The sequence below is a fragment of the Bacillus sp. X1(2014) genome, from assembly GCF_007678255.1.
On the sequence record NZ_VEED01000005.1, the window covers coordinates 85,943 to 108,777 of the forward strand.

Consider the following 22,835-nt stretch of genomic DNA (forward strand, 5'->3'; position numbering starts at 1 on the left):
GAGGGAATACATTGGATGCCACAGCAAAAAGCCCTGTAGACGCCACAGCAAAAAGCCCTGGAATGTCTCAAAGTACCAAGAAAAAAATAGGAAATACAATTACTTATATCTTTTTACTTCTTTTGTCTCTATTGGTGTTAATTCCTTTTTTCTGGATGATTTCATCCTCATTAAAACAAGATAATCAGGTATTCAGTATCCCAATCCAATGGATACCTACTAAGCCGCAATGGAATAACTTTGTGGAAATCTGGCATCAAATCCCGCTCTTAACATTCTTTAAAAATACCATCTTTTTAAGTGTGGTCGTTACCTTTATACAAGTACTGACTAGTAGTTTTGCAGCCTATGGTTTTTCGAAGATGAGATTTAAAGGGAGAAATGCACTTTTCTTAGCGTATATTGGGACGATTGCAGTACCATGGCAAGCTTATATGATTCCACAGTTTATCATGATGCGAGAAGTGCACTTAACCGATACATTATGGTCACTAGTTCTATTACAAGCATTTAGTGCATTTGGTGTCTTCTTGATGAGACAGTTCTATATGAGTATTCCCGAAGAATTAAGCGAAGCTGCCCGTGTCGACGGCTTGAACGAATATGGCATTTACTTCAAAATCATCTTGCCACTATCTAAACCAGCTCTTACTACCTTAATCGTTTTAACCTTCGTTAATACTTGGAACGATTATATGGGGCCATTTATTTACTTAAATTCAACAGAAGTCAAAACGATTCAGTTAGGTTTACGGATGTTTGTCACTTTGTATGATGCACAATATGCACTGATTATGGCTGCATCGTTAGTATCAATTATTCCAATTACGATCATCTTCATCTTTGCTCAAAGATATATTATTGAAGGAATTGCAACGACTGGTATGAAAGGCTGATCTTAATGTTTCGAATGAACCTGTCACATTTCCAATATGCTGCCGTTTTTAATTATGGTTATTGGTTTTTGATGTTTAATTTGTATTTTGCCATAGCGAATATACCCTTTATTCTGGCTCTGTCTACATTACAATTTGTTCCATCAAATATGATCTATTACTTTATTACGCTGATACCAATGGGACCTGCGTTAGCCGCATTAATCGCATCTCTTAATAAATTAGTGGTAGAAAAAGATATTAGTGTGACAAAAGATTATTGGCATTTCTATAAGGGGAAGTTCTCAGAGTCGATGCGTTTATGGGCGATCACCTTGGCACTGCTATTCATTTTAGCAATGGATATAGCGGTGTTTATGGATAAATCAGTATTTGCTCTCATTTCCCCATTATTTATCATCCTATCCATCCTTTTGTTAAATATGGTGATTTGTGGCCTAGTCCTTATAACGCAAACGAAACATACATTAAAAACGCTTTTCATCTTATCATTCTATTATTCTATTAAAAAGTTTTTTATTACCTCTTTAAATACGATCTTGGCTAGCTTTTTTATCTTCATTTTATTAATAAAACCTGTTTTTGCCTTTATGTTATTACCAAGTGTCATTTTTTTCTTGATTGTGCGTAATAGTTCACTGATTTTTCGAAATGAAGGGAACACAAGTGGGAAATTTGCTAAAGGAAGTGCCGCAAATTGATAACTGTTGAGGAGTATTTCTTTAACTATAGTGTGAATAAAAATTATACGAAACCATTCCAAAATCAAGTAGAACAACATATTGGTCAATTGACTAGTAGTGGCCCTCTCCTATTACCTAAGTTAGAAGGTTATCTGGCCTATTTAGAAAATGGAAATCGAAAACTGTTAGAGGATGTATATTTTAAACGTAGAAGAGATGCCGCCTCTCTAGCCCTTTATTTGCAATGGGGACAGAGTGAAGAGAAATTTCAGCTGTTTGAGGAGATTCTCTTCACTATCTGCCAGGAATATAGCTGGGCATTACCGGCTCATATTCCTATGAGTGAGGATAAAACGAGATATATAGATGCCTATCAGACGGTTGATTTATTTGCATCGGAAACAGCTCATTTCCTAGCAGAATGTACGGTTCTTTTTAAAGAAAAATTACACGCGGCCTTACTTGATATGATCAAAACAGAAATTGCCAAGAGGGTGTTAATTCCTTTTGCCAGTAAGGAATGGAAGTTTGAGAAACTAACCAATAATTGGAGTGCCGTTTGTGCCGGTTCGATTGGAATGGCAGCCTTGATCCTGGAGGAGGATCAGGAGAGACGCGGCCACATTTTACAAAGAGTGGAAGAAGCAATGGAATGTTTTCTACAAGGGTATGGAGATGATGGCGCCTGTGTGGAAGGAATGGGCTATTGGGTTTATGGTGTAGGGTATTACAGCTATTTTGCGGATATGTATGAGCAGGTTGAAGGAAAAAATTTATTTACTACTCCAAAGTGGAAGAACATTGTGACGTTTCCATTAAAAGCAATGATGCCTTCTTTAAACTATCTCCCTTTCTCGGATTCACCAGAAGAAGTAACCATTCCTTCTAGCCTGAATGCTTTCTTTTATAAAAAGTTTGGTATTGTCCCTGCAAAAGAAAGTACAGTGACGAATCTCCACTTTGATCATTGTTATCGCTGGGGTCATCTAAGCAGGATTTTGTGGTGGAGCGGTGAGGAAGTAAAAGATTCCTATCAAGACTTAAATGGCGAGTTTATTCTCGATGATGCTAACTGGGTAATTGTTAAACGATCCAATCTATATTTTGCTGCAAAAGGCGGTCATAATGGTGAATCCCATAATCACAACGATTTAGGTCATTTTATTTTGGGTGATGCCAAGGGATTAATCTTCGATGATTTAGGTGCGCCGGTCTATACAGCTGATTATTTTGGGGAGAAAAGATATGAGTTTGCCCATACAAGATCGTATTATCATTCGGTCCCGTACTTAGATAAAGAGGAGCAAAGGGAAGGCTCAGACTATCAAGCGGCGATTGTAGAAATTAATCAGGAGCCGAAGCAGTTCTCAGTGCAACTCGATCTTCACGAAGCCTATCCGAATACACGGAATCGTTCATTCACGCGTTCCTTTACGATATTGCCTGATGAACGAGAATTAACCATTCTGGATGTTTTTACGGAGCCAATTCCCTATGAAACCCACTTTATAACGAGGACGAAGCCTGAAATTCAATCAGGGACTATTTCTTGGAATCATGGACAATGGGTTCTCCATTTTGATAAGGAATTATTTAAGGTTGGACTTGAAGAGTTAGACATAAAAAATCATTTTAATGAAAATCAAAAAGTCTACACGATCATTTTCATATCTCAGAATAACAATCGCCGTGAATTTGCTTTCAAGGTAACCTGGTTGGATGGTGAAATAGATGAATCATATTGAAACGATTAAGGGAACGAGCAGAAAAGAGTTAGTAGGTCTTTTAGAAAAATTGCTAGACCCATTAATCACGCATTTTGACCGTGAAGGTCCTGGCTTGAAGTTTGACACGGGCGGTACGCATTACAGTGAAACCACCCGTCAAATGGAAGCCTTATTTCGACCACTCTGGGGAATTGTTCCATTGCTTGCCGGGGGAACAGAGTATAAGGGACTCGAAAGATATATTGCTAGACTGAAAGAAGGTATCGATCCAGATCATCCACATTATTTCGGGGAAGCACATCATTATGACCAGCGTCTTGTTGAGATGGCTGTGATTGGATTAGCTTTATGCATCTGTGGAGAAAAATGGTTAAGTTACTTTAATGAAAAAGAACAAAGCCAGCTGCATGCATGGTTATATCAAATCAATGAACGGGATATTCCGCGTAATAACTGGCTCTTTTTCCGAGTTCTAGTGAACCATGGTTTTCGTCTCAATGGCTTCGCCTATGATGAGAAGCGACTAAAAGACGACTTGGAAGCGATCGATTCCTTTCACCGTTCAGAAGGATGGTATGTAGACGGATACCCTGATCAAATAGACTATTATGTTCCCTTTGCTATCCACTTCTATGGTTTGGTTTACGCAAAAACAGCGGCTGAAGATGACCCACATGCAAGAATTTTTGTAGAACGCTCCAAAGAATTTGCCCAATCGTTTGCCTGCTTCTTTGATGGAAAGGGTGCTGCCGTCCCATTTGGACGGAGTATGACCTATCGTTTTGCCCAGGTAGCATTTTTTAGTGCAGCTATTTTTGCAGAAATTGAAGTCCTGCCTTATTCAGAAATGAAATGGCTGGTTGTCGAACACTTAAAGCATTGGATGAAACAATCGATTTTTAGTCATGATGGTTTGCTAACAGTGGGCTATTACTATCGAAATCAGGTGTTTACGGAAGGATATAATGCGTTTGGCTCCCCTTATTGGGCATTGAAGACGTTTTTGTTATTGGGGTTGCCTGAAGAGCATCCATTTTGGTCAGTTTCAGAAAAGGAACCCAAACTCCCTAGCAAAAAATTAATCGCCCCAGCACGATTTTTAGTGACACGGGATCAGAATAATAGACAAGTTCAATTGTATACGGCCGGATTACATTGTGAACCACATACCCATTGTGATGCGAAATATGAAAAGTTTGTTTATTCAAGTGTGTTTGGATTTAGCGTCTCTAAAGGTCAGTTGAATTTAAGGCAGGGTGCATTTGATAATACTCTTGCGGTTAGCTTAGACCCCGAAAGATACTACAAAATGCGCTATGAAAAATCTGAATATCAAGTTACAGAGGATTATTTACTAACAAACTGGCATCCTTACGAAGGGGTAAAAATTAGAAGTATTATTGTTCCATTTACGCCTTTTCATTTCCGGATCCATAGGATTGAAACAGATCAGACGATTTATCTTGCAGATGGAGGCTTTGCGTTGGGCTTTGATATAGATGGGGTTCATATGCAGAAAAAAATGGTGATTGAATCAAATCAAATTAAAGTGACGAATGACGAGCATCAGGTTGGTTTGATTGACTTTAGCCCTCATTCAGAACTGGAATTTGTATTTGGTGAGCCGAATTCCAACATCATGAAGGATCAAACCTATATCCCAACGGCAAAGGCTAAAGTAGAAAAAGGCAAGCATCTGCTCATACATGGATTTTATGGGAGTTTTATAGATGATGCCATTCTAAAAGCCAATTGTAATATAGAAGAAAATGAAATCATCTTATCAGTTGGTCAAGAGAAGGTTACCATTCCAAAGAGTTTATTATGAAGACAATTTGCTCTAGTTTTCCGAAGGGAAAGGGTCATCATCGGCTTGATGAAGACAATTTACTCCGGTTTTCCGAGGAGAAGTGGTTATCATCGGCTTAATGAAGACAATTTACTCCGGTTTTCCAGGGGGAAATGGTCATCATCGGCTTAATGAAGACAATTTGCTCTAGTTTTCCGAAGGGAAGTGGTCATCATCGGCTTAATGAAGACCATTTACTCTGGTTTTCCAAGGGAAAATGGTCATCATCGAACCCCGGGACAATCCAACCTAAAATATAAAACACAAAGGAGAATAAAACAATGGAAACACGTTATGCCAATCATCCGCGAGAAATTAAAAGATATACGACCGAAGAATTAAGGAATGACTTCCTTGTGGAAACCATCTTTGAACCAGGAAAGGTTCATTTAACATATACCCATGTAGACCGAATGATTTTTGGCGGAGTTACTCCAGCCCAAAATGAATTAACGATTAAATTGGAAAAAGAACTAGGCGTGAATTACTTCCTTGAACGCCGTGAACTGGGAATCATTAATATCGGTGGAGCGGGTTCTGTTGTTCTTGATGGAGTTGAATATGATATGGAGCGTCGTGATGGCTTATATGTAGGTAAGGGAACAGAACAAGTATTGTTCCGCTCTAAAGATCCAAAAGATCCTGCCAAATTTTATATCAATTCTACGCCAGCCCACCATACCTACCCAACAGTAAAAATTGATATCAAAACCATTAAACCACTTGAAGCGGGAGAACCAGGGACATTAAATGAAAGAAAGATTTATCAATACGTACATCCAAATGTTTGCCAGTCATGCCAGCTTCAAATGGGATTAACGATGTTATCCCCTGGCAGTGTGTGGAATACGATGCCTTGTCATACTCATGAACGTCGTATGGAAGTATATTTGTATTTTGATATGGAACCGGATACTCGTGTATTCCACTTTATGGGGCAGCCTGACGAAACTAGACATTTAGTCTTGAAGAATGAACAAGCTGCTATTTCTCCGAGCTGGTCCATCCATACAGGTACAGCAACAAGTAACTATACCTTTATATGGGGGATGTGTGGGGAAAACATCACTTATGATGATATGGACCATATAAAGATGGAAGAATTACGATAGATTTCGGAGGGGATATCGATGGAAAATGAATTGCAGCAATTTTCATTAGATTATTTCTCGTTGTCAGGTAAGGTTGCCATCGTAACCGGCGGTAATACAGGTCTAGGACAAGGCTATGCTGTTGCTCTTGCCAAAGCAGGTGCTGACCTCTTTATTACTACTCATGGCTGTAATTGGGATGAAACGAGAGAGCTAATTAAACTAGAGGGGCGACGGGTAGAATTTTTTCAGGCAGATTTATCAAATCGTGAATCCATTAATGATATTGTATCCGCTTGCTTAAAGGCATATGGAAGAATTGATATTTTAGTAAATAACGCAGGAACAATCCGCCGCGGCCCGCTTCTTGAGTATAAACAAGAGGATTGGGATGCTGTCATGGAAATTAACTTAAACTCTACTTACTTTTTAAGCCAGGAAGCCGCGAAAGTAATGGCTGAACAAAAAAGCGGCAAGATTATTAACGTGGCTTCCATGTTATCATTCCAGGGCGGAAAATTTGTCCCGCCATATACAGCAAGTAAACATGCAGTAGCAGGTTTAACAAAAGCATTTGCCAATGAGTTGGCAGAATACGGTATTCAAATTAACGCGATTGCTCCAGGATATGTGGAAACGGCTAATACCGCACCAATCCGTGAAGACGAAAAACGTAAAGTGGAAATTACTTCGCGAATTCCTGCTGGCCGCTGGGCAACACCTGCAGATTTACAAGGCGTGGTTGTCTTTTTGGCAAGTAAAGCATCCGATTATATGAATGGTCATGTTTTAGCTGTCGATGGTGGCTGGTTAGCTAGATAATAGAAATTTAAGAATAGTAGTTTTTGTTTACTTCAAAAGGTCGATTCAGCCTTTTACAAACAATAGATTTCTAAGATTTGTAAAAGGTTTTTACGTGTCAATATCAAATTAATTTTGGAGGTTCGCAGATGAAACGAAAAAGAAAAGTTTCTTCCATTCTAGCAACGCTCATGGTTAGTTCGAATTTGATTATTCCGTCAGGCCTTTCTGCATATGCAGAAACTGGGACACCTGCAGGGGTGTCTAATAATCTTTTACAGGATGATTTTGGGGATGGTGATTTTTCCTCTAATCCTACATGGACTGTCGATTCCGGTGTCTGGCAGATTTCTGCTGACCCCGCTGATTCCACAAATAAAGTATTGAACCAGACAGATACAAGCGAGGGAATCATTAGTGCAGGGAGTTCAAAATGGATAGACTATGCTGTATCGATGCGTTTGAGGGCGCCAAGTACGGCAAACGTTTGGCCCGGGATTTTGGCACGTTTTAAGGACAAAAGTAATTATTACTATTTACAAATGCAAAAGTCTAGTTTAGTCCTAACAAAAGTGGTAAACGGGGCGAGTACGACCTTGAAAAGTGCCAATTTTACCACGAAAGAGAACACTTGGTACACTCTAAAAATGGTAGTAGTAGGAAACACGATCCAATGTTATACCGTTAATAACGGAGTCGATACACTGGTAATCAGCGCAACAGATGATTCGTTTACAAGCGGCAAAATAGCCATAAGAGATAAATGGCAGCCCGTTTATGTGGATGATATTCAGGTAACAGCGATCACAGCAGCTGGAACAACGGCACCTGCTAACTTTTCGGCTGCAGTCACATCAACTACGGCACGTTTAAGCTGGAATGCTGTCTTTGGTGCGACTGGATATAATATCTACAGAGCTAAGAGTGCTGCTGGCCCGTATGATATGGTTCAATCCAATGTGAATGGGACATCGGTTACAGATAAAGGATTAGATGCGTCAACAAACTATTTTTACAAAATAGCAGCGGTTGGCGAAAGCGGGCAATCGGCTTTGTCTGATTCTATAAAATGTACATCAACTGAAGCGATACCTAATCCAGCTGTGCTTTCATCTTCGGATATTACAGACACGGCTGTAACACTGAGTTGGAATGGCATTAATGGGGCAGCAGGATATAATCTATATCGGTCAACTACTTCTGGAAGCGGCTATTCGCTTGTGTATTCTGGTAGAGAAGCATCTTTTAATGATACAGCACTAGTTACGGGGAAAACATATTACTATGTTATGTCCTTTGTTGATGGGAATGAAGATGAGTCGGCAAAGAGTACAGAAGTAAAACTGACGACCAAGCTAGTTAAACCAGCTATTCCAACTGATATGGCAGCAGGAACGGTAACGGCTGGTTCAGCAGTTCTTAATTGGAATCAAGTACCTGGAGCTGATACATATCAAGTGTATAGGTCTGACAGCGCTAACGGTAATTACAAGCTTATAGATGCGGTTTCTGCAAATACATTCACAGATGACAACGTATTACCTGATACCACATACTACTATGAAGTCTCTGCAAAAAATGGTGCAGGAGAATCAGATAAATCTTCATCTCTCAAGGTAACAACTGAGAATCTCGAAGCTACTCCAATTACTGTTGACGGGAACAAAGCAGATCAGAATCCAGCCAACACCTTTAAGGGCTTTGGGATGGTATCAGCTAATGGAACTTCGCGTCTGCTGCTTGATTACAAAGCGGAAAATCCTAAGAAATATCAGAAAATCTTAAACGAGCTTTTTAATCCAACCACAGGTGCTGGACTCAACCATATAAAAGTGGAGTTAGGCGCAGATCTAAATACTTCTACTGAAACAACACCGGCTACCATGCGTACAGAGGATGAGAAAGCCAATGTACTTCGCGGGGCAGATTGGCATCTTGTTGCAGATGCTAAAAAGATTAATCCAAATATCACTGTCGACGCACTCCGTTGGGCAGATCCTAAATGGGTAACCGACGCATTTAAAACTAGCACAGATGCTGGATATCAGGCCCGTTATAAATGGTACAAGAATACGATTGATGCGGTATACGACACCTATGGAGTAAAGATGGACTATATCGATCCTGATAAAAATGAAACTGGTTCACCTGATACGGCTTGGGTTAAGTATTTTTCACAGCGCCTTAAGAGTGAGACTGATGAACGCTATGATTATAGCAAAATTAAGATTGTCGCCTCCGACGAGAACGCTACGATAAAAATTGCTACATTAATGAAAAACGATGAAGAATTGCGCAATGCAGTCGATGTAATCAGCATGCACTATAATGCCTATGGAACCGCTGATAGTATTCTGATGAATAAGACATATCATAAGGAAGTTTGGTACAGCGAGGGAACGGCTCCGATGACATTCTCAGAATATCGGGTGAATTCTTCGACCCCTGCAGGTGGCTTAGGTGGGACCAACGGTATCCTTGATACGGCAAACCATTTGATTAACATGTTTTATTCATCCGATACCAAAAGTGCCTATATGACCCGTTATGAGTTTCAACCGGCTGTCGGTTCATTTTACGACGGCGGACAGTATTCGTCTAAAGAACTGATTCATGCTGACAGCCCTTGGTCTGGCTATTCTTATTCCGATTCAGGAGTTCAGATGGTTCGTCATTTTATGAACTTTGCTGAGACGGGCTGGAAGTATATTCTTGGTGCAAGTTTTGGAGATGGAAGCGGTGCTAACTCCATCAGTAATACGACTAACAATTACCTGACTCTTACCGATCCTGACACGGATGATTATTCGATGATTTTCACCAATGATAGTTCAGTACCGCGTAAATACAGTGTTACGGTGGAAAATCTAGATAAAGCCGGAAGCAGCCTAAAAGTCTGGGAAACCAAAGGTCCGGATTATGGACAAGCTTACGATGCTAACTGGATGAAACATATAGATGATATTACACCTAAAGAAAATGGTGACGGAAGCTATACATTTACCTATATTGTAAAACCAAATTCTATTGTTACGTTGACAACAACTAGCGGTCAAAAAGAGTATAAACGTGATGCTGATCAAGATGAGAAAAATGATAAGGTTTTACCATTGCCTTATACAGACGATTTTGAGTATAAAGAGGAAAAATACACTCAATATAAGGATGGATCGGTAGTAAACAGTAATGAACAAGGATATCTTGCCAGCCGTGGAAATACACCACGTTACGCTACCGATATCGGCGGGGCTTTTGAAGTTAATACCAATCCAGACAATAACACGTTGATGGCGCAAATTGATCAAAGCACACATGCCAGCGGGGAATGGAATCCTAAGCCAGGTAACGATACAGTGCTTGGAGATGATCGTTGGTCCAATTACCAAGTCAGCATCGATTTTCTACTTGATACCGCAACTGAGGGCACAGGTGCTAACTATGCGGGAATCGCTGCACGAAATCTGATTACTAGTGGCGGAGAAAATCCGGGCTATATTTTCAAGGTGTTTAAGGATGGTTCCTACCAGCTGCTTAAAGGCGGAACTGTGAAATTATCAGGAACGATTAACGGTTTCGACAACTCCAAATGGCATAATGGGTCTCTCAAAGTTGTGGATAATACAATCACAGCTTACGTTGACGGCACCAAGGTTGCAGACTTTACAGATACAACAAGTCAGTATATGTCCGGTAAAATTGGGATTACTAGCGGATATTATCATACTCAGTTTGACAACCTTAAGGTAGTTCCGATTGAGGGATCTTCCGCTTATGTTAATCGAGTGGACGATTTGGATTCTCATGTTCACTATCAAGGAACATGGAGCCATAATGTCTCTACCGGCTATGGGAATTTTAACCGAACCAATTCTGTTAGTTCACCAGGCGGTATCATGAACTATACGTTTACCGGAACTGGGGTCAATCTAGTGGGGAACACTGGGACATCCAAGATTAAGGTATTGATTGATGGTCAAGCGGTAGACACAAATTATAATGTTTCTGCTGCGGGCGATCGTGCCACTTCCTATTCTATCCAAGGTTTGAAATATGGAAAGCACACCATTCAGGTAGAGACAATTAGTGGTTCCTATACAATTGATGCAATTGAGGCACTGGGTGAATTAGTAGATCATACGAAACCTATTTCTTCTGCAGGGGTTAGTTCATTGAAGGAACTAGTCAGCCGCTTTATTTCCCAAGGTGAGCTAAGTGATCCAATGATTCCACAGTTAACAAATGCTCTGCAGCAAGCACAGCATCAAATGGACATTGGCAGGCCAGATCATGCAGTAAAGCATATTCAAGACTTTGTCGACCATCTAAAGAATAAAGCATTAAGTAAATACAGCAGTGAAACAGCTAAAAAAGTATTAAATGCAGATGCAAATGATTTGATAAATAAATAGGAATAGAAGAGGCATATCCATTGTCACTTTAGAAAGCGGCTCATTTAAAGCAAACGAATGAGTCGTTTTTTTTTGCCTTTAACGTTTAAAAAGTCAAAAAAATAGATTGATTGGTCAAAAAAACGTTAAAACGGAGTGTGGTGGTTATTTTAAAATGAAAGGTAAAAGAGTGAGGCTAGGTCTCTTTTTCTCTACCGGGGGAATAAATATCATGTCAAATTTTCTGTAATACTATTATAATATTTAATATTAAGTGGAGAAATTTCGATGAATATTTTTGAAAAGGCTTTCTTTTGATGAGATAAGACTCCTGGGGGGAAAAGGATGAAGAAAAAGATATGGTCTATATTTCTATGTACCGCACTATTTTCGAGTCTAGTTACTGGTTGTTCAGGAAGTGAAAGCAAGACCTCGTCAGACACGAAAAAAGATAAAAAAATCACATTGAAATTCTATTCCTATGGGACCGAGGCAAACTACAACTGGAGAAAAACAATCAAAGCTTTTGAGAAAGAGTATCCAAACATCAACATCGATTTAGTCGTTCTTAGTGAAAAGGGGGACACGCAGGAGGCCACAAAAAAGCTGGACCTTGCTGCTGCATCGGGAGAACAAATGGATATTCTCATGTTTAGTGAATCTGCTAGTTATGCCCAGCATGTAAGCATGGGAATGACTGCACCACTAGATGAATTTATTAAAGAAGAAGGTTACAAAGTTCCGGAGGAATACAAAGTCGATACTCAGATCAATGGAAAATATTACGCGCTTCCAGGTAAATTTAATCCATGGTACGTTCTCTTAAATAAAGACCATTTGGATGCAGCCGGACTTAAGGTACCAAAGGATTGGACCTGGGATGAATTTATGGAATATGCGAAAACGCTCACAAGAGACGGCCATTACGGAACATACTTCCATGGACCGCAGGCTGGGAGTTGGATGGAGTATATGAGGCTTGCACTTGCAAGTGAGTCTGAAAATTCAGAATTTATAACTGAGAATGGAAAGTCAAATTTGGACAATCCCCTCTTTAAGAGGTCGTTGGAGATTCGATTGAAAATGGAAAAGGATGATCAATCTGCTGTTCCGTATGCTAAGGTCATCTCACAAAAGCTTCATTACCGAGACGAGTTTTTTAATCAGGATGCAAGTTCCATTCTAATAGGCAGCTGGATGAATACAGAACTTGGAGGTTCAGATCTGTACCCTTTAGATTTTAATGTTGCGGTTGCTCCATTCCCCAAAAACCAAAAAAAGGATCAGGGCGGTTATGCCCCAGTAACAACAGACTATATGGCGGTCGCGGCCAATTCAGAGCATAAAAAGGACGCCTATACGTTTATTCGATGGTATACAACGGATGGACAAATTGTCCAGGGCAAAAATATCCCTTCATGGAACAAAGTTAGTAATAGTGATTTACAAAAAATTATCGACCAAATTCTTAGCGGTACCAAAAATCCCGAAAAGGTTGATAAAGAATCTCTAGTTAATGTACTAACGAATGCAAAGTCATCAAGGTTTATTTCACCAGTGCCTTATCAAGCGGAAATGTATAAGGTAATCAGCGAAGAGTATGAAAAGTTAATCTTTGGTGAACAGAATATCAATAAGACGATCCAAGCTTCTCAAGCAAGGATACAAGAAATTATCGAAAACAATCAGTAATAAGTGGATTGGCAGAGTGGGTAATCCGTTACCCCATTTTTTGATTAAAGGACTGAGATTATGGGGAAAAAGATTCATACGATACTGTCACCTCGTTCATTTCGTTTTAAAGTCATTTTCATATCTATTATTTGTCTGCTCATCCCCGCCACTATGACGTTATTTATCTATAACTATTTAACGAAGGATACGATCAGGGAACAGGCATTGTCTAATGCCAATAGAGAGTTAACCATTGCGAATGAATATGTTCAGAAACTCTTCGAAGATATGATGTATATTACAAACTTTATCCAGGTTGACGCTGAAATGAATACACTTTTAAAAAGAAAAGCAAGAAATATTAACGAACAAACCCAAGATAAGAAGTACCAACAGTTTATGGATGATAGCAAAATCAACAAAACGATTGAAAATATTACCTTACAAGGCGGAAATTCCTACGTCACCATCCTGTTGAAAAATGGTAAGTCGTATACAAACTATTCTCAGTGGGAATATAATCCCTCAGATTTATTTTATGAGGATTGGTTTAAACAATTGAGTCAGACAAAGGGATATGAATCGGTCTGGATTGGTAGCCAGCCGACCATGTTTAAATCAGAGAAAAAAATGAACCCCTATCAAATATCAGTTGCTAGAACATTAAGGGATGAGAATTTAAAAATTTACGGCTATGTTATCGTGACAATCATGGAAAATAAAATCAGTGAAATATTTGAAAATATGAACGGTCATGAGGAAATGGCGCTCCTCGATTCTTCAAATCATATACTTTCAAACAGAGATAATACTAGAATTGGTAAACGGTTCAAGTACAGTGATCAACTGAAGGAAAATAATTACTCAAATATCTTTCGAATCTCTCAGAAGAACTATTTAATTGCGGAGCATAAAATCTCTTTCACAGGCTGGAAACTAGTCTCGGTTATTCCATATAAACAAGCAACCAATAAAGTGAATTCGATTTTTAATAAAGTTATTATCGTTCAGATCCTATTTTTCGCTATTTTTCTTGTCCTTATGGCCTATTTGTTGAGAACGATTACAAAGCCTATTTCCCGTCTGGGGAATGTCGCAGACCTTGTACAACAAGGAGATTTAAGGATCCGTTCCAAGATCCGAAGCAAGGACGAGATCGGCAGACTGTCTGAATCCTTTGATTTGATGCTAGATCGTATTAATGAAAAGATTCAAGAAATTACTGCGACAGAGAAAAGAAAACGAAAAGCAGAACTAGATATGCTCCAGGCTCAAATCAATCCCCACTTTCTATTTAATGTCCTTAATTCCATCCGGATGAAGGTATTAGTAAAAGGAGATAAAGAGAGTGCGAATATGATCAGCTCATTGTCAAAATTATTACGGATGACCATTTCAAAAGACAAGGAAACGATCACCTTTCATGAAGAAATTCAAATTGTCTTGGACTTTATTTCTATCATGAATATGAGACAAAAAGAAAAGGTAAATGTTGAATTAGCCATCCATGAAGATACGAATTCCATCATGATACCGAGATTTATCCTCCAGCCAATTATTGAAAATAGCATCATCCATGGCCTTAACCAAAGTGCCGGAACCATTAAAGTAAATACATATTGGAAGGAAAATGAGGTTACCATCGTTGTGGAAGATGATGGTCAGGGAATGAATGAAGATGCGCTAGAACATTTGAAAAGAAAGCTCATTCTATCAAATGACACAGACTACTCGATCATCAAAAATAAAAAAGGTTTCTCATCCTTAGGACTATCCAATGTGTATGAACGAATGTATATGACTTTTGGTCAGGATTTTACAATGGAAATAAAAAGTAAAATTGGCAAGGGTACTCAAGTCATATTGTCCATTCCAAAAGGGGGCATCAAATCTAATGTACAAAGTAATGCTAGTTGACGATGATTATCCAGTATTAGAATTGCTATCTCAAACAATCGAGTGGGAGCAGCTGGGTGTAAAGCTTCAAGGAACATACGAAAATGGAGCCAGTGCCTTTGAAGCCGCACTGGGTGAGATGCCTGATATTTTAATTACAGACATTGGAATGCCCAAAATGAATGGAATTGAATTAACGAAGCGCTTAAAAGAGTTAAATCCGCAATTACAAGTTGTTATCTTATCCTGTCATTCGGAATTTGAGTTTGCCAAGCAAGCACTAAAGCTCCAGGTGCAGGACTATATCGTTAAAGACATGTTTGACCCTGAGGATTTATGCGGTGTGATTAAAAAAGTAAAGGAAAGCATCGATCAGCAAAAAAAGAAATCTTTAGAACAGCTTCAGCTGCAGCACATGCTCAACAAAAATAAAGTAAATGTTAAAGAAAGATTTATCAGGCAAACGATCAATCAATCGCAAATTCTTGAACAGGAATGGCTTAAAGAGGCTAGTGCTCTAGGATTACAATTAGATAAAAGGGATTACAATGCTGCACTAGCATTCGTCCATGATTTTCATTTAGCTAAAGAGCAGTATCTCTCGGAAGATAACGTAATTTTTGCCATCAATAATGTAATGGATGATCTCATTAAAGAATCAAATTTGGATGCCGTCCATTTTTCTTTAACGGCGAACGAATTCATTTTGTTCTTTCCTAGTTCCCAACACTTCAATACCAGTTTCTTTGATGAATCCTATGAAAGTATGAAAAAAATTCAAAAGGCTATTCAAAAATATTTACATGTTCAGTTATCTTTTTTAATAGGCGGTGACTGCACAGGGCTTGCTGACATAAGGCAGGAGATTTCCATACTGCTTAGTGCAAAACATCAGAGTTTTTATATGCAGCCAGGAACGATTATAAAGAAAGATACGATTCAGGCTCCAACTGAAGACCTGTTTTCAAAATACGATGAAGCTTCATTAGACTTTAGAGAATTGTTGTTAAAGAAAGATGAAAGTATGATTATCCCTATCGTTTCCAAATGGATTAAGCACATTGAAGAAAAAACATATCCTCCTGAGTTGGTAAAGGAATGGTTATTAAAATTGTTAATCGATCTAAAGGTCAAGATGCATGCCCTGCAGTTATTCCGTCAAGATCATGCGGTTGAATGTCTGCATCAAGAGATCCTTATGAGTAATTTTTTATGTGAGTTAAAAGTATTACTCATTGATTATTTTAAATCATTTTTATATCTCTCCAATGAAGTGTACAATCAGACAAAACGCAGGGAAATATTGGATGCTATTAGCTATGTCTCTGTGAATCTAGAAAAGCGGGTCAGTTTGGAAGAAGTTGCTGGTCATCTCTTTTTAAACCAAAGTTACTTTAGCCGTTTGTTTAAGAAAGAGATGGGTGAAACATTTGTTGAATACGTTACCAAAATGAAAATTACCAGGGCGAAAGAATTACTTGAGCAAACAACTGACTCGGTAGGGAAAATTTGTGAACGTCTCGGCTATGATAATCAAAGCTATTTTATTAAACTATTTAAAAACCATGTGGGGTTCACTCCTATAGAGTATCGAGGCGGGAAAATTTCAGCGGGGTGAAAGGGTCCTTAGGCAAGTCGTCCAGTTGATCGCTGGACTTTTTTTATGTTGAAAAAATAAGTCAAAATAGTTTAAACATTTATCAAAATAGTGTTACGAATGGAATCTGCCGTTATTCTATAATTTAACTAAAATATGAATAAGAGGGGTGAAGAAGATGATCGAACAACTGCCCTGGGTAGAAGAAGCATGGGAGCAAGTTACTATAAAAATAGGCAAAACAAGTAAGAGAATAGGGGCTAATTTTCCCCACGCAAGTCAAAATGGAAAGTATATCTTTGAGGAACCGTACTGGTGGACAGCTGGATTCTGGCCAGGTCTTTTATGGCAAGTGTATCGAGATACACAGGATGAAAACCTAAAGCTAATAGCTGAGAAATGTGAAGAAAAGTTGGATAAAGTTCAAAATGATTATTACCGTCTCGATCATGATATGGGTTTTATGTGGACTTTAACGAGTGTTGCACGATATAAGCTCTTAGGTGAGGAGGATTCCAAGCGGCGTGCACTGCTGGCTGCCAATCTTCTAATGGGACGTTTCAATTCAAATGGGAATTTCATTCGAGCGTGGAACCCGTGGCATGAGGGAGAAGACAATAGCGGTGTTGCGATTATTGATTGTATGATGAATTTGCCGCTTCTTTATTGGGCCACCGAAGAAACAGGGGATCCAAGGTTCAAAAGTGTGGCGAGAAAACATGCGGATATGGTCTTGGAGAATTTTATTAGGAGTGATGGTGGAGTACATCATATCGTCCGCTTTGATCCTGAAAATGGGCAGAGGATTGAAGCGTTGGGAGGACAGGGATTCGGCCCAGATTCAGCATGGTCAAGAGGAACGGCTTGGGCGATTTATGGTCTGACATTAAGCTATCATTATACAGGTGAAGCAAAATACTTGGAAACAGCCAAAAGGGTAGCACATTTCTTTATCTCCCATCTTCCGGAGGATGCCGTTCCAGATTGGGATTTCCGCCTTCCTGCTGGAATTGATTCTCCAAGAGATTCTTCTGCGGGTGCGATCGCCGCATGCGGTCTCCTATTATTAGCAGATAAAGTGACAGCCGTGGAATCGCCTGTTTATCAAAGAACTGGGGAGAAAATCCTCGAATCGTTATACAAGAATTATGGTGATTGGGAAGGCGAGGAAGAGGGATTAATCCTCCACGCCACGAGCCATTTTCCTGAAGGGAAATATACAGACAACCCACTGATATATGGGGACTACTATTTTGTTGAAGGTCTTGCGAGATTAAAGGGATACAAGGAATTGTTCTGGTAGAATGGAAAAGGAACACCTAAGGGACGGAATTCATGGTTGTATGAAGTTTCGCACGACCAGCAGATTCGTCCCTTTTTGCCTTTCCTACCGCCATCAAACAACACTTACCTCATCTAAACTCTCCGTTTCTCCTGCATATATTTCATCCATTTCTTCAGTTTATAACTACAAATAACATACCCAGCAAGCGAGACAGCGGCTACTCCTGCGGATAGCTGCCAGATGAGGTCGTATGAGGTATAGAGCCCGGCGGCTATGCCTGTCATCCCGAAGAGGGTTAACTGGAATAATTGCTTTTTCGTATTTTCATAGATGGTGAATTGGAATTGCCTGCGTTGTTCGACTTCCTTTAACTGCTCTAATTTTTGCGGTGCATTCAGGAATTCTGTGACAGAATGAAAGATTTTAAAAATTGGCTGCGATTGGAGCCATTGCCAGACGAATAGCCATTTATTATTTCCTTGTTTGTTTAACCACTCCATAAACACAGGTTTCCCTAACTCTAGAATTTCTGCATCTGGCGCTAAATTGCGGATAATTCCTTCAATCGTGACAACCGATCTGCCTAAAAAGACAAATCTGGTTGGAATCTGAATGGGGAGCGCTTGAATCATATCATTGATTTCCATCTTAAAAGCAAGAAGATCCATTTCTTTTAATTGAGCTGGCTGGAAGGTGATGAATTCCGCTAAGATCCGTTCAATCGTTCTTGATTCCGCCTCAGGGAGCAACACGCCTAAGTGGAACAAGCAATCCACCGCCTTCGGATAATTTTTGGCGAGAAAGCTTTCAATTAAACCTTGAAAATACCCGGCATCCTTTTTGGAAAGTTCTCCGACCATTCCAAAGTCTAGTAAAATAATTTTTCCTTCCTTTGAGACCAGAACGTTGCCGGGATGGGGATCGGCATGGAAGGGACCAGGTTCCATCCATTGAGGGAGAAAGACCTTCATCAGCCGTTGAGCTAGTTCCTGGCGGCTCACGGGTAATTGGTTGATGGCGTCGTTATTGGTCAGCCGTAATCCTTCGACCCACTCCATGACTAGCACATTTGCGGTACTCAATTCGGCATACACCGACGGAATATGGACGGTATCCATCTTCTTAAAGCGCTCTTTAAAGCTCAGGATGGTGTTCAGTTCTAGGGAATAATCCAGTTCGCGTACAATCACTTGTTTTACTTCTTTAAAAAGAACTTTAAAATTCATAAAACCCTTCGGAAGAGGGACTAAGTGGTCCACAAACCACATCACAATACTTAATATCCGAAAATCCGTGTCGACAATGGAATCAATATGCGGGCGTTTAACTTTGATGGCCACTTCGGTTCCATCAAGGAGCACGCCCTTATACACTTCGCCAATCGATGCAGAAGCAATTGCCGCTTTCTCAATCGATTGGAAGTGTTGCTGATACAAGTCTCCCCATTCTTTTTCTAAAATTTCCTGAACCTCGTTCCATTCCGATGGCGGAACTTTATCGGTCATATCTTCAATTTGGCGGATAAAGGCAGGTGGCAGCAAATCGGCACGCGTGCTAAGGATTTGTCCCAGTTTGATGAGCAAGCCTTCTAAATCAAACAGAGTCTGTCGAAACCGTTCTCCGATGCTCCCCCACAGTTTTTCCCACTCTGCTTTCGGTTTTCTGCGAATCTTATACCAATAAATTTGCAGGAAAATGCCAAAGGTAAGAGAAAGGACCTTCGACATCCGCACCAGCTTATTTTTCGTCTTCATCCGAATCCCCACAATCCATTTCAGGTTTTACTATTTAAAACGAGTTTGATAGATAGAAAGTTTCAGTCTGGGAGGCCCCATCTTAAAATAAATGAAATCTACCAATAATGATTGTCCAAATAATTAAGGTTATTAGCGGCAATGAGATTAGTGTAATTAACCAGGATCGCTCAAAAACGTTATAGCCTTTTTTCTCTGCAAACCATTCACATAATAAAATGAGGAAATACAGGACAATGAACTGTATCGAGAGGGATAGTAATTTATAAATAATAAAATTTAAGAAACCCTGATTGTCCATGCATGATTATCCCCTTTCGCTTGTACATGTTTATTCATTCAAAGACGAAAGTATTAATAAATAACAGGAATGGGTGCCTGACACCATAAAACAATACCCAGTTACCACAATATACTATATTGACATAATTAACTTGAATATAGTAGTCTATTAAATATAATTTAATATTCACCTCACTTTTTTAGTGAGGTAGAGGCGCGGTATTTAACAGTCTTTAGTGGAGTTTGAGAAGCAGTGATACTAAGGAGAAGGAAATGTCGCCGAAGTTAGTAATATTCTCACTATTACTTGCTGGGTCTGCAGTGAATAATTGCAGGACTGTCTCAATAAACTCCCTAGTTTATTGAGTTGTGCTATCTCACCTGGGAAAAGAGAGGACTTAAGGGCAACTATGCATACATATTGCGACCTGAGTGATCTCAGGTCGTTTTTTGTTGTATTAAAATGCCTGAATTATGAATTAATAGGAGGAGAATACTTTATGAAAAAAGCATCATTATTTTTCGTATTGCTACTTTCAGCAATGATTTTATTAGCTGGATGTGGTTCAAGTGATAAGTCAGAGTCTGGATCAGCAGATGATAATACATTTAAGGTCGGTCTTGAAGCAGGCTATGCTCCGTTTAACTGGACGCAAAAGGATGATTCCAATGGCGGTGTGAAAATCGAAGGAACGCAAGAATATGCTGGTGGTTATGATGTTGAAATCGCCAAAAAAATTGCGGACGGCTTAGGGAAAAAATTAGTGATTGTGAAAACAGAATGGGACGGTTTAGTTCCAGCGCTAACTTCTGGCAAAATCGATGCGATTATTGCTGGGATGTCACCAACAGCAGAACGTAAAAAGACGATCGACTTCTCAGATAAATACTACAAATCAAATCTAGTTATGGTGGTTAAAAAAGGCGGCAAATATGAAGGTGCGACTTCGATTCAAGATTTCAAAGGGGCGAAAATCACCGCTCAATTGAATACTTTCCACTATTCAGTAATTGATCAAATTAAAGGTGTAACAAAAGCAACTGCGATGGATAATTTCCCGGCGATGAGGGTTGCGCTTGAATCAGGAATTATTGATGGCTACGTTTCAGAACGTCCTGAAGCGGTTAGTGCATCAGGTGCAAACGATAAGTTCGCGATGGTTGAATTTAAAGATGGATTCAAAACATCAGAAGATGATACAGCGATCGCTGTAGGTCTTGAAAAAGGCGATAAAAATATCGATAAGATCAATGAAGTGTTAAAAGGAATTTCAGAAGAATCACGTACACAAATCATGGATGAGGCTATTAAGAACCAGCCTGCAGCAAAATAATGAATTCATAAAACCGGCTGTATCCCTATGCAGTCGGTTTTATGATGATGAGACAAAGGGGGAGAAAAATGAGTATCGATTGGATCGTAAAAATCGTTTCAGAAAACTGGCCAATGTTTCTTCGAGGGGCTGGCACCACGCTCTATATTTCACTAATTGGGACGATATTGGGTGCAATCATTGGGTTATTGGCGGGGGTTATTCGAACGATACCTGAACCTGCACGTGGACCCAAAAAGGTTCTTCTAAAAGTGGTTAATGTAATTCTTTCTATTTATATCGAGTTCTTCCGCGGAACACCGATGATCGTTCAGGCGATGGTCATTTATTATGGTTCTGCTCTCGCGTTTAATATCGATATGAATGTTATGCTTGCGGCGCTCATTATTGTTTCGATTAATACAGGGGCGTATATGGCAGAGATTGTCCGGGGCGGTATCGTTTCAATTGATAAGGGGCAATTTGAGGCAGCTGAAGCGATTGGAATGAATCATTTGCAAACAATGATGAATGTCGTATTGCCACAGGTTATTCGCAACATTTTACCAGCAACGGGCAACCAATTTGTGATCAATATTAAAGATACATCGGTTCTGAATGTTATTTCGGTATCAGAACTTTATTTTTTAACAAAATCAGTGGCAGGGAACAACTTTAGATACTTCGAATCATTCTTCGTCGCTTGCGTCATGTATTTTGTGATGACCTTTATTGTAACGAGAATTCTACTTTATGTTGAAAGAAAATTAGAAGGATCAGACAATTACACGATGCTGGGTGAGGAAATAGAGCCAACGAAATAATTTGAGAAGAAGGAGGAGAGAGAATGGAAAACGTCATTGAAATTCAGAATTTAAATAAATCGTTTGGAAATCATGAAGTGTTAAAGGATATTGAGTTTTCAGTCAAAAAAGGGGAAGTTGTCAGTATCATCGGTTCCTCCGGGTCAGGTAAATCCACGCTCCTACGCTGTATCAATCTTCTAGAAAGACCAAGCGGCGGTCAAATCATTTATCATGGCGAAAATATCTTAGATGACAAGCATGATATTTTTGCCTACCGCAGGAATTTGGGGATGGTTTTCCAACATTTTAATTTGTTCAATAATCATAATGTCCTCATGAACTGTGTGGTTGGCCAAATTAAAGTCTTGAAACGCTCCAAAGCAGAAGCGGAAAAAGTAGCGATGAAATACTTAAAAGTTGTCGGAATGGATCGCTATATTAACGCCAAACCAAAACAATTATCAGGCGGGCAAAAACAAAGGGTTGCGATTGCGCGGGCACTTTCAATGGAACCGGATGTGATGTTATTCGATGAACCAACATCGGCTCTTGACCCTGAAATGGTCGGTGAAGTGTTAAAAGTCATGAAGGAACTGGCTGGAACGGGCCTAACGATGTTAATCGTTACGCATGAAATGGATTTCGCCCGGGAAGTCTCTGACCGGATTGTCTTTATGGATAAGGGTGTGATTGCCGAGGAAGGAAGCCCAGAGCAAATCTTCAGCCATCCAAAACAAGAACGGACGAGAGAGTTTTTAAAACGGACGTTAAAAGAAGCATAAGGGGCACAAAA

At 39.5% G+C, this 22,835-nt stretch carries 15 protein-coding genes and 1 riboswitch; of the genes, 14 read left to right on the plus strand and 1 reads right to left on the minus strand.

What is annotated here, in order from left to right:
• The first annotated feature begins 11 nt into the window (after positions 1 to 11).
• The 11 genes from FS608_RS12000 to FS608_RS12050 all read left to right on the plus strand — a co-directional run bounded on the left by FS608_RS12000 (position 12) and on the right by FS608_RS12050 (position 17,905).
• The gene (locus tag FS608_RS12000; RefSeq protein WP_260871657.1) at positions 12 to 896 is read left to right on the plus strand and encodes a carbohydrate ABC transporter permease; all 885 of its coding nucleotides are present in this window, start codon (positions 12 to 14) and stop codon (positions 894 to 896) included.
• Positions 897 to 901: 5 nt separating this feature from the next.
• Positions 902 to 1,597: a DUF624 domain-containing protein gene (locus FS608_RS12005; protein ID WP_144550236.1), complete on the plus strand. Its 696-nt coding sequence runs from the start codon at positions 902 to 904 to the stop codon at positions 1,595 to 1,597.
• Positions 1,594 to 3,324: a heparinase II/III domain-containing protein gene (locus tag FS608_RS12010; protein WP_186328695.1), complete on the plus strand. Its 1,731-nt coding sequence runs from the start codon at positions 1,594 to 1,596 to the stop codon at positions 3,322 to 3,324. Before FS608_RS12005 ends, FS608_RS12010 begins: the two co-directional genes overlap by 4 nt.
• Complete coding sequence (locus FS608_RS12015) at positions 3,311 to 5,134, plus strand: DUF2264 domain-containing protein (protein WP_144550240.1); 1,824 nt, start codon at positions 3,311 to 3,313, stop codon at positions 5,132 to 5,134. The genes FS608_RS12010 and FS608_RS12015 overlap by 14 nt, the downstream gene beginning before the upstream one ends.
• A gap of 302 nt (positions 5,135 to 5,436) precedes the next feature.
• Positions 5,437 to 6,267, plus strand: coding sequence for a 5-dehydro-4-deoxy-D-glucuronate isomerase (kduI, locus tag FS608_RS12020; RefSeq protein ID WP_144550242.1), 831 nt, complete (start codon positions 5,437 to 5,439; stop codon positions 6,265 to 6,267).
• Between the two features lie 18 nt (positions 6,268 to 6,285).
• Positions 6,286 to 7,068, plus strand: a complete 783-nt coding sequence (gene kduD, locus FS608_RS12025) for a 2-dehydro-3-deoxy-D-gluconate 5-dehydrogenase KduD (RefSeq protein ID WP_144550244.1) — start codon at positions 6,286 to 6,288, stop codon at positions 7,066 to 7,068.
• Between the two features lie 128 nt (positions 7,069 to 7,196).
• A complete protein-coding gene (locus tag FS608_RS12030; protein WP_144550246.1) occupies positions 7,197 to 11,456 on the plus strand; it encodes an FIMAH domain-containing protein in 4,260 nt (1,419 codons plus the stop codon).
• A gap of 324 nt (positions 11,457 to 11,780) precedes the next feature.
• Complete coding sequence (locus FS608_RS12035; RefSeq protein ID WP_144550248.1) at positions 11,781 to 13,127, plus strand: ABC transporter substrate-binding protein; 1,347 nt, start codon at positions 11,781 to 11,783, stop codon at positions 13,125 to 13,127.
• A gap of 60 nt (positions 13,128 to 13,187) precedes the next feature.
• A complete protein-coding gene (locus tag FS608_RS12040) occupies positions 13,188 to 15,026 on the plus strand; it encodes a sensor histidine kinase (protein ID WP_144550250.1) in 1,839 nt (612 codons plus the stop codon).
• Positions 15,004 to 16,623 carry a response regulator transcription factor gene (locus FS608_RS12045; RefSeq protein WP_144550252.1) on the plus strand — a complete coding sequence of 540 codons (1,620 nt, stop codon included), beginning with the start codon at positions 15,004 to 15,006 and terminating at the stop codon, positions 16,621 to 16,623. The genes FS608_RS12040 and FS608_RS12045 overlap by 23 nt, the downstream gene beginning before the upstream one ends.
• Positions 16,624 to 16,780: 157 nt before the next feature.
• A complete protein-coding gene (locus FS608_RS12050; protein WP_144550254.1) occupies positions 16,781 to 17,905 on the plus strand; it encodes a glycoside hydrolase family 88 protein in 1,125 nt (374 codons plus the stop codon).
• Between the two features lie 113 nt (positions 17,906 to 18,018).
• Here the strand turns inward: FS608_RS12050 and FS608_RS12055 are convergent, their stop codons facing one another.
• On the minus strand, positions 18,019 to 19,641 hold the full coding sequence (locus FS608_RS12055) for an ABC1 kinase family protein (RefSeq protein ID WP_144550256.1): 1,623 nt from the start codon (positions 19,639 to 19,641) through the stop codon (positions 18,019 to 18,021).
• A gap of 483 nt (positions 19,642 to 20,124) precedes the next feature.
• Positions 20,125 to 20,306: riboswitch (Lysine riboswitch) on the plus strand.
• 117 nt (positions 20,307 to 20,423) lie between these two features.
• On the opposite strand from FS608_RS12055, the gene FS608_RS12060 reads away from it, so the two are divergent.
• The 3 genes from FS608_RS12060 (at position 20,424) to FS608_RS12070 (ending at position 22,824) form a co-directional block, all read left to right on the plus strand.
• Complete coding sequence (locus FS608_RS12060) at positions 20,424 to 21,257, plus strand: transporter substrate-binding domain-containing protein (RefSeq protein ID WP_144550258.1); 834 nt, start codon at positions 20,424 to 20,426, stop codon at positions 21,255 to 21,257.
• A gap of 68 nt (positions 21,258 to 21,325) precedes the next feature.
• Positions 21,326 to 22,060, plus strand: coding sequence for an amino acid ABC transporter permease (locus FS608_RS12065; RefSeq protein WP_144550260.1), 735 nt, complete (start codon positions 21,326 to 21,328; stop codon positions 22,058 to 22,060).
• A gap of 23 nt (positions 22,061 to 22,083) precedes the next feature.
• Positions 22,084 to 22,824 (plus strand): amino acid ABC transporter ATP-binding protein, encoded by a 741-nt coding sequence (locus FS608_RS12070; RefSeq protein WP_144550262.1) that lies wholly within the window; start codon positions 22,084 to 22,086, stop codon positions 22,822 to 22,824.
• Positions 22,825 to 22,835 lie beyond the last annotated feature (11 nt).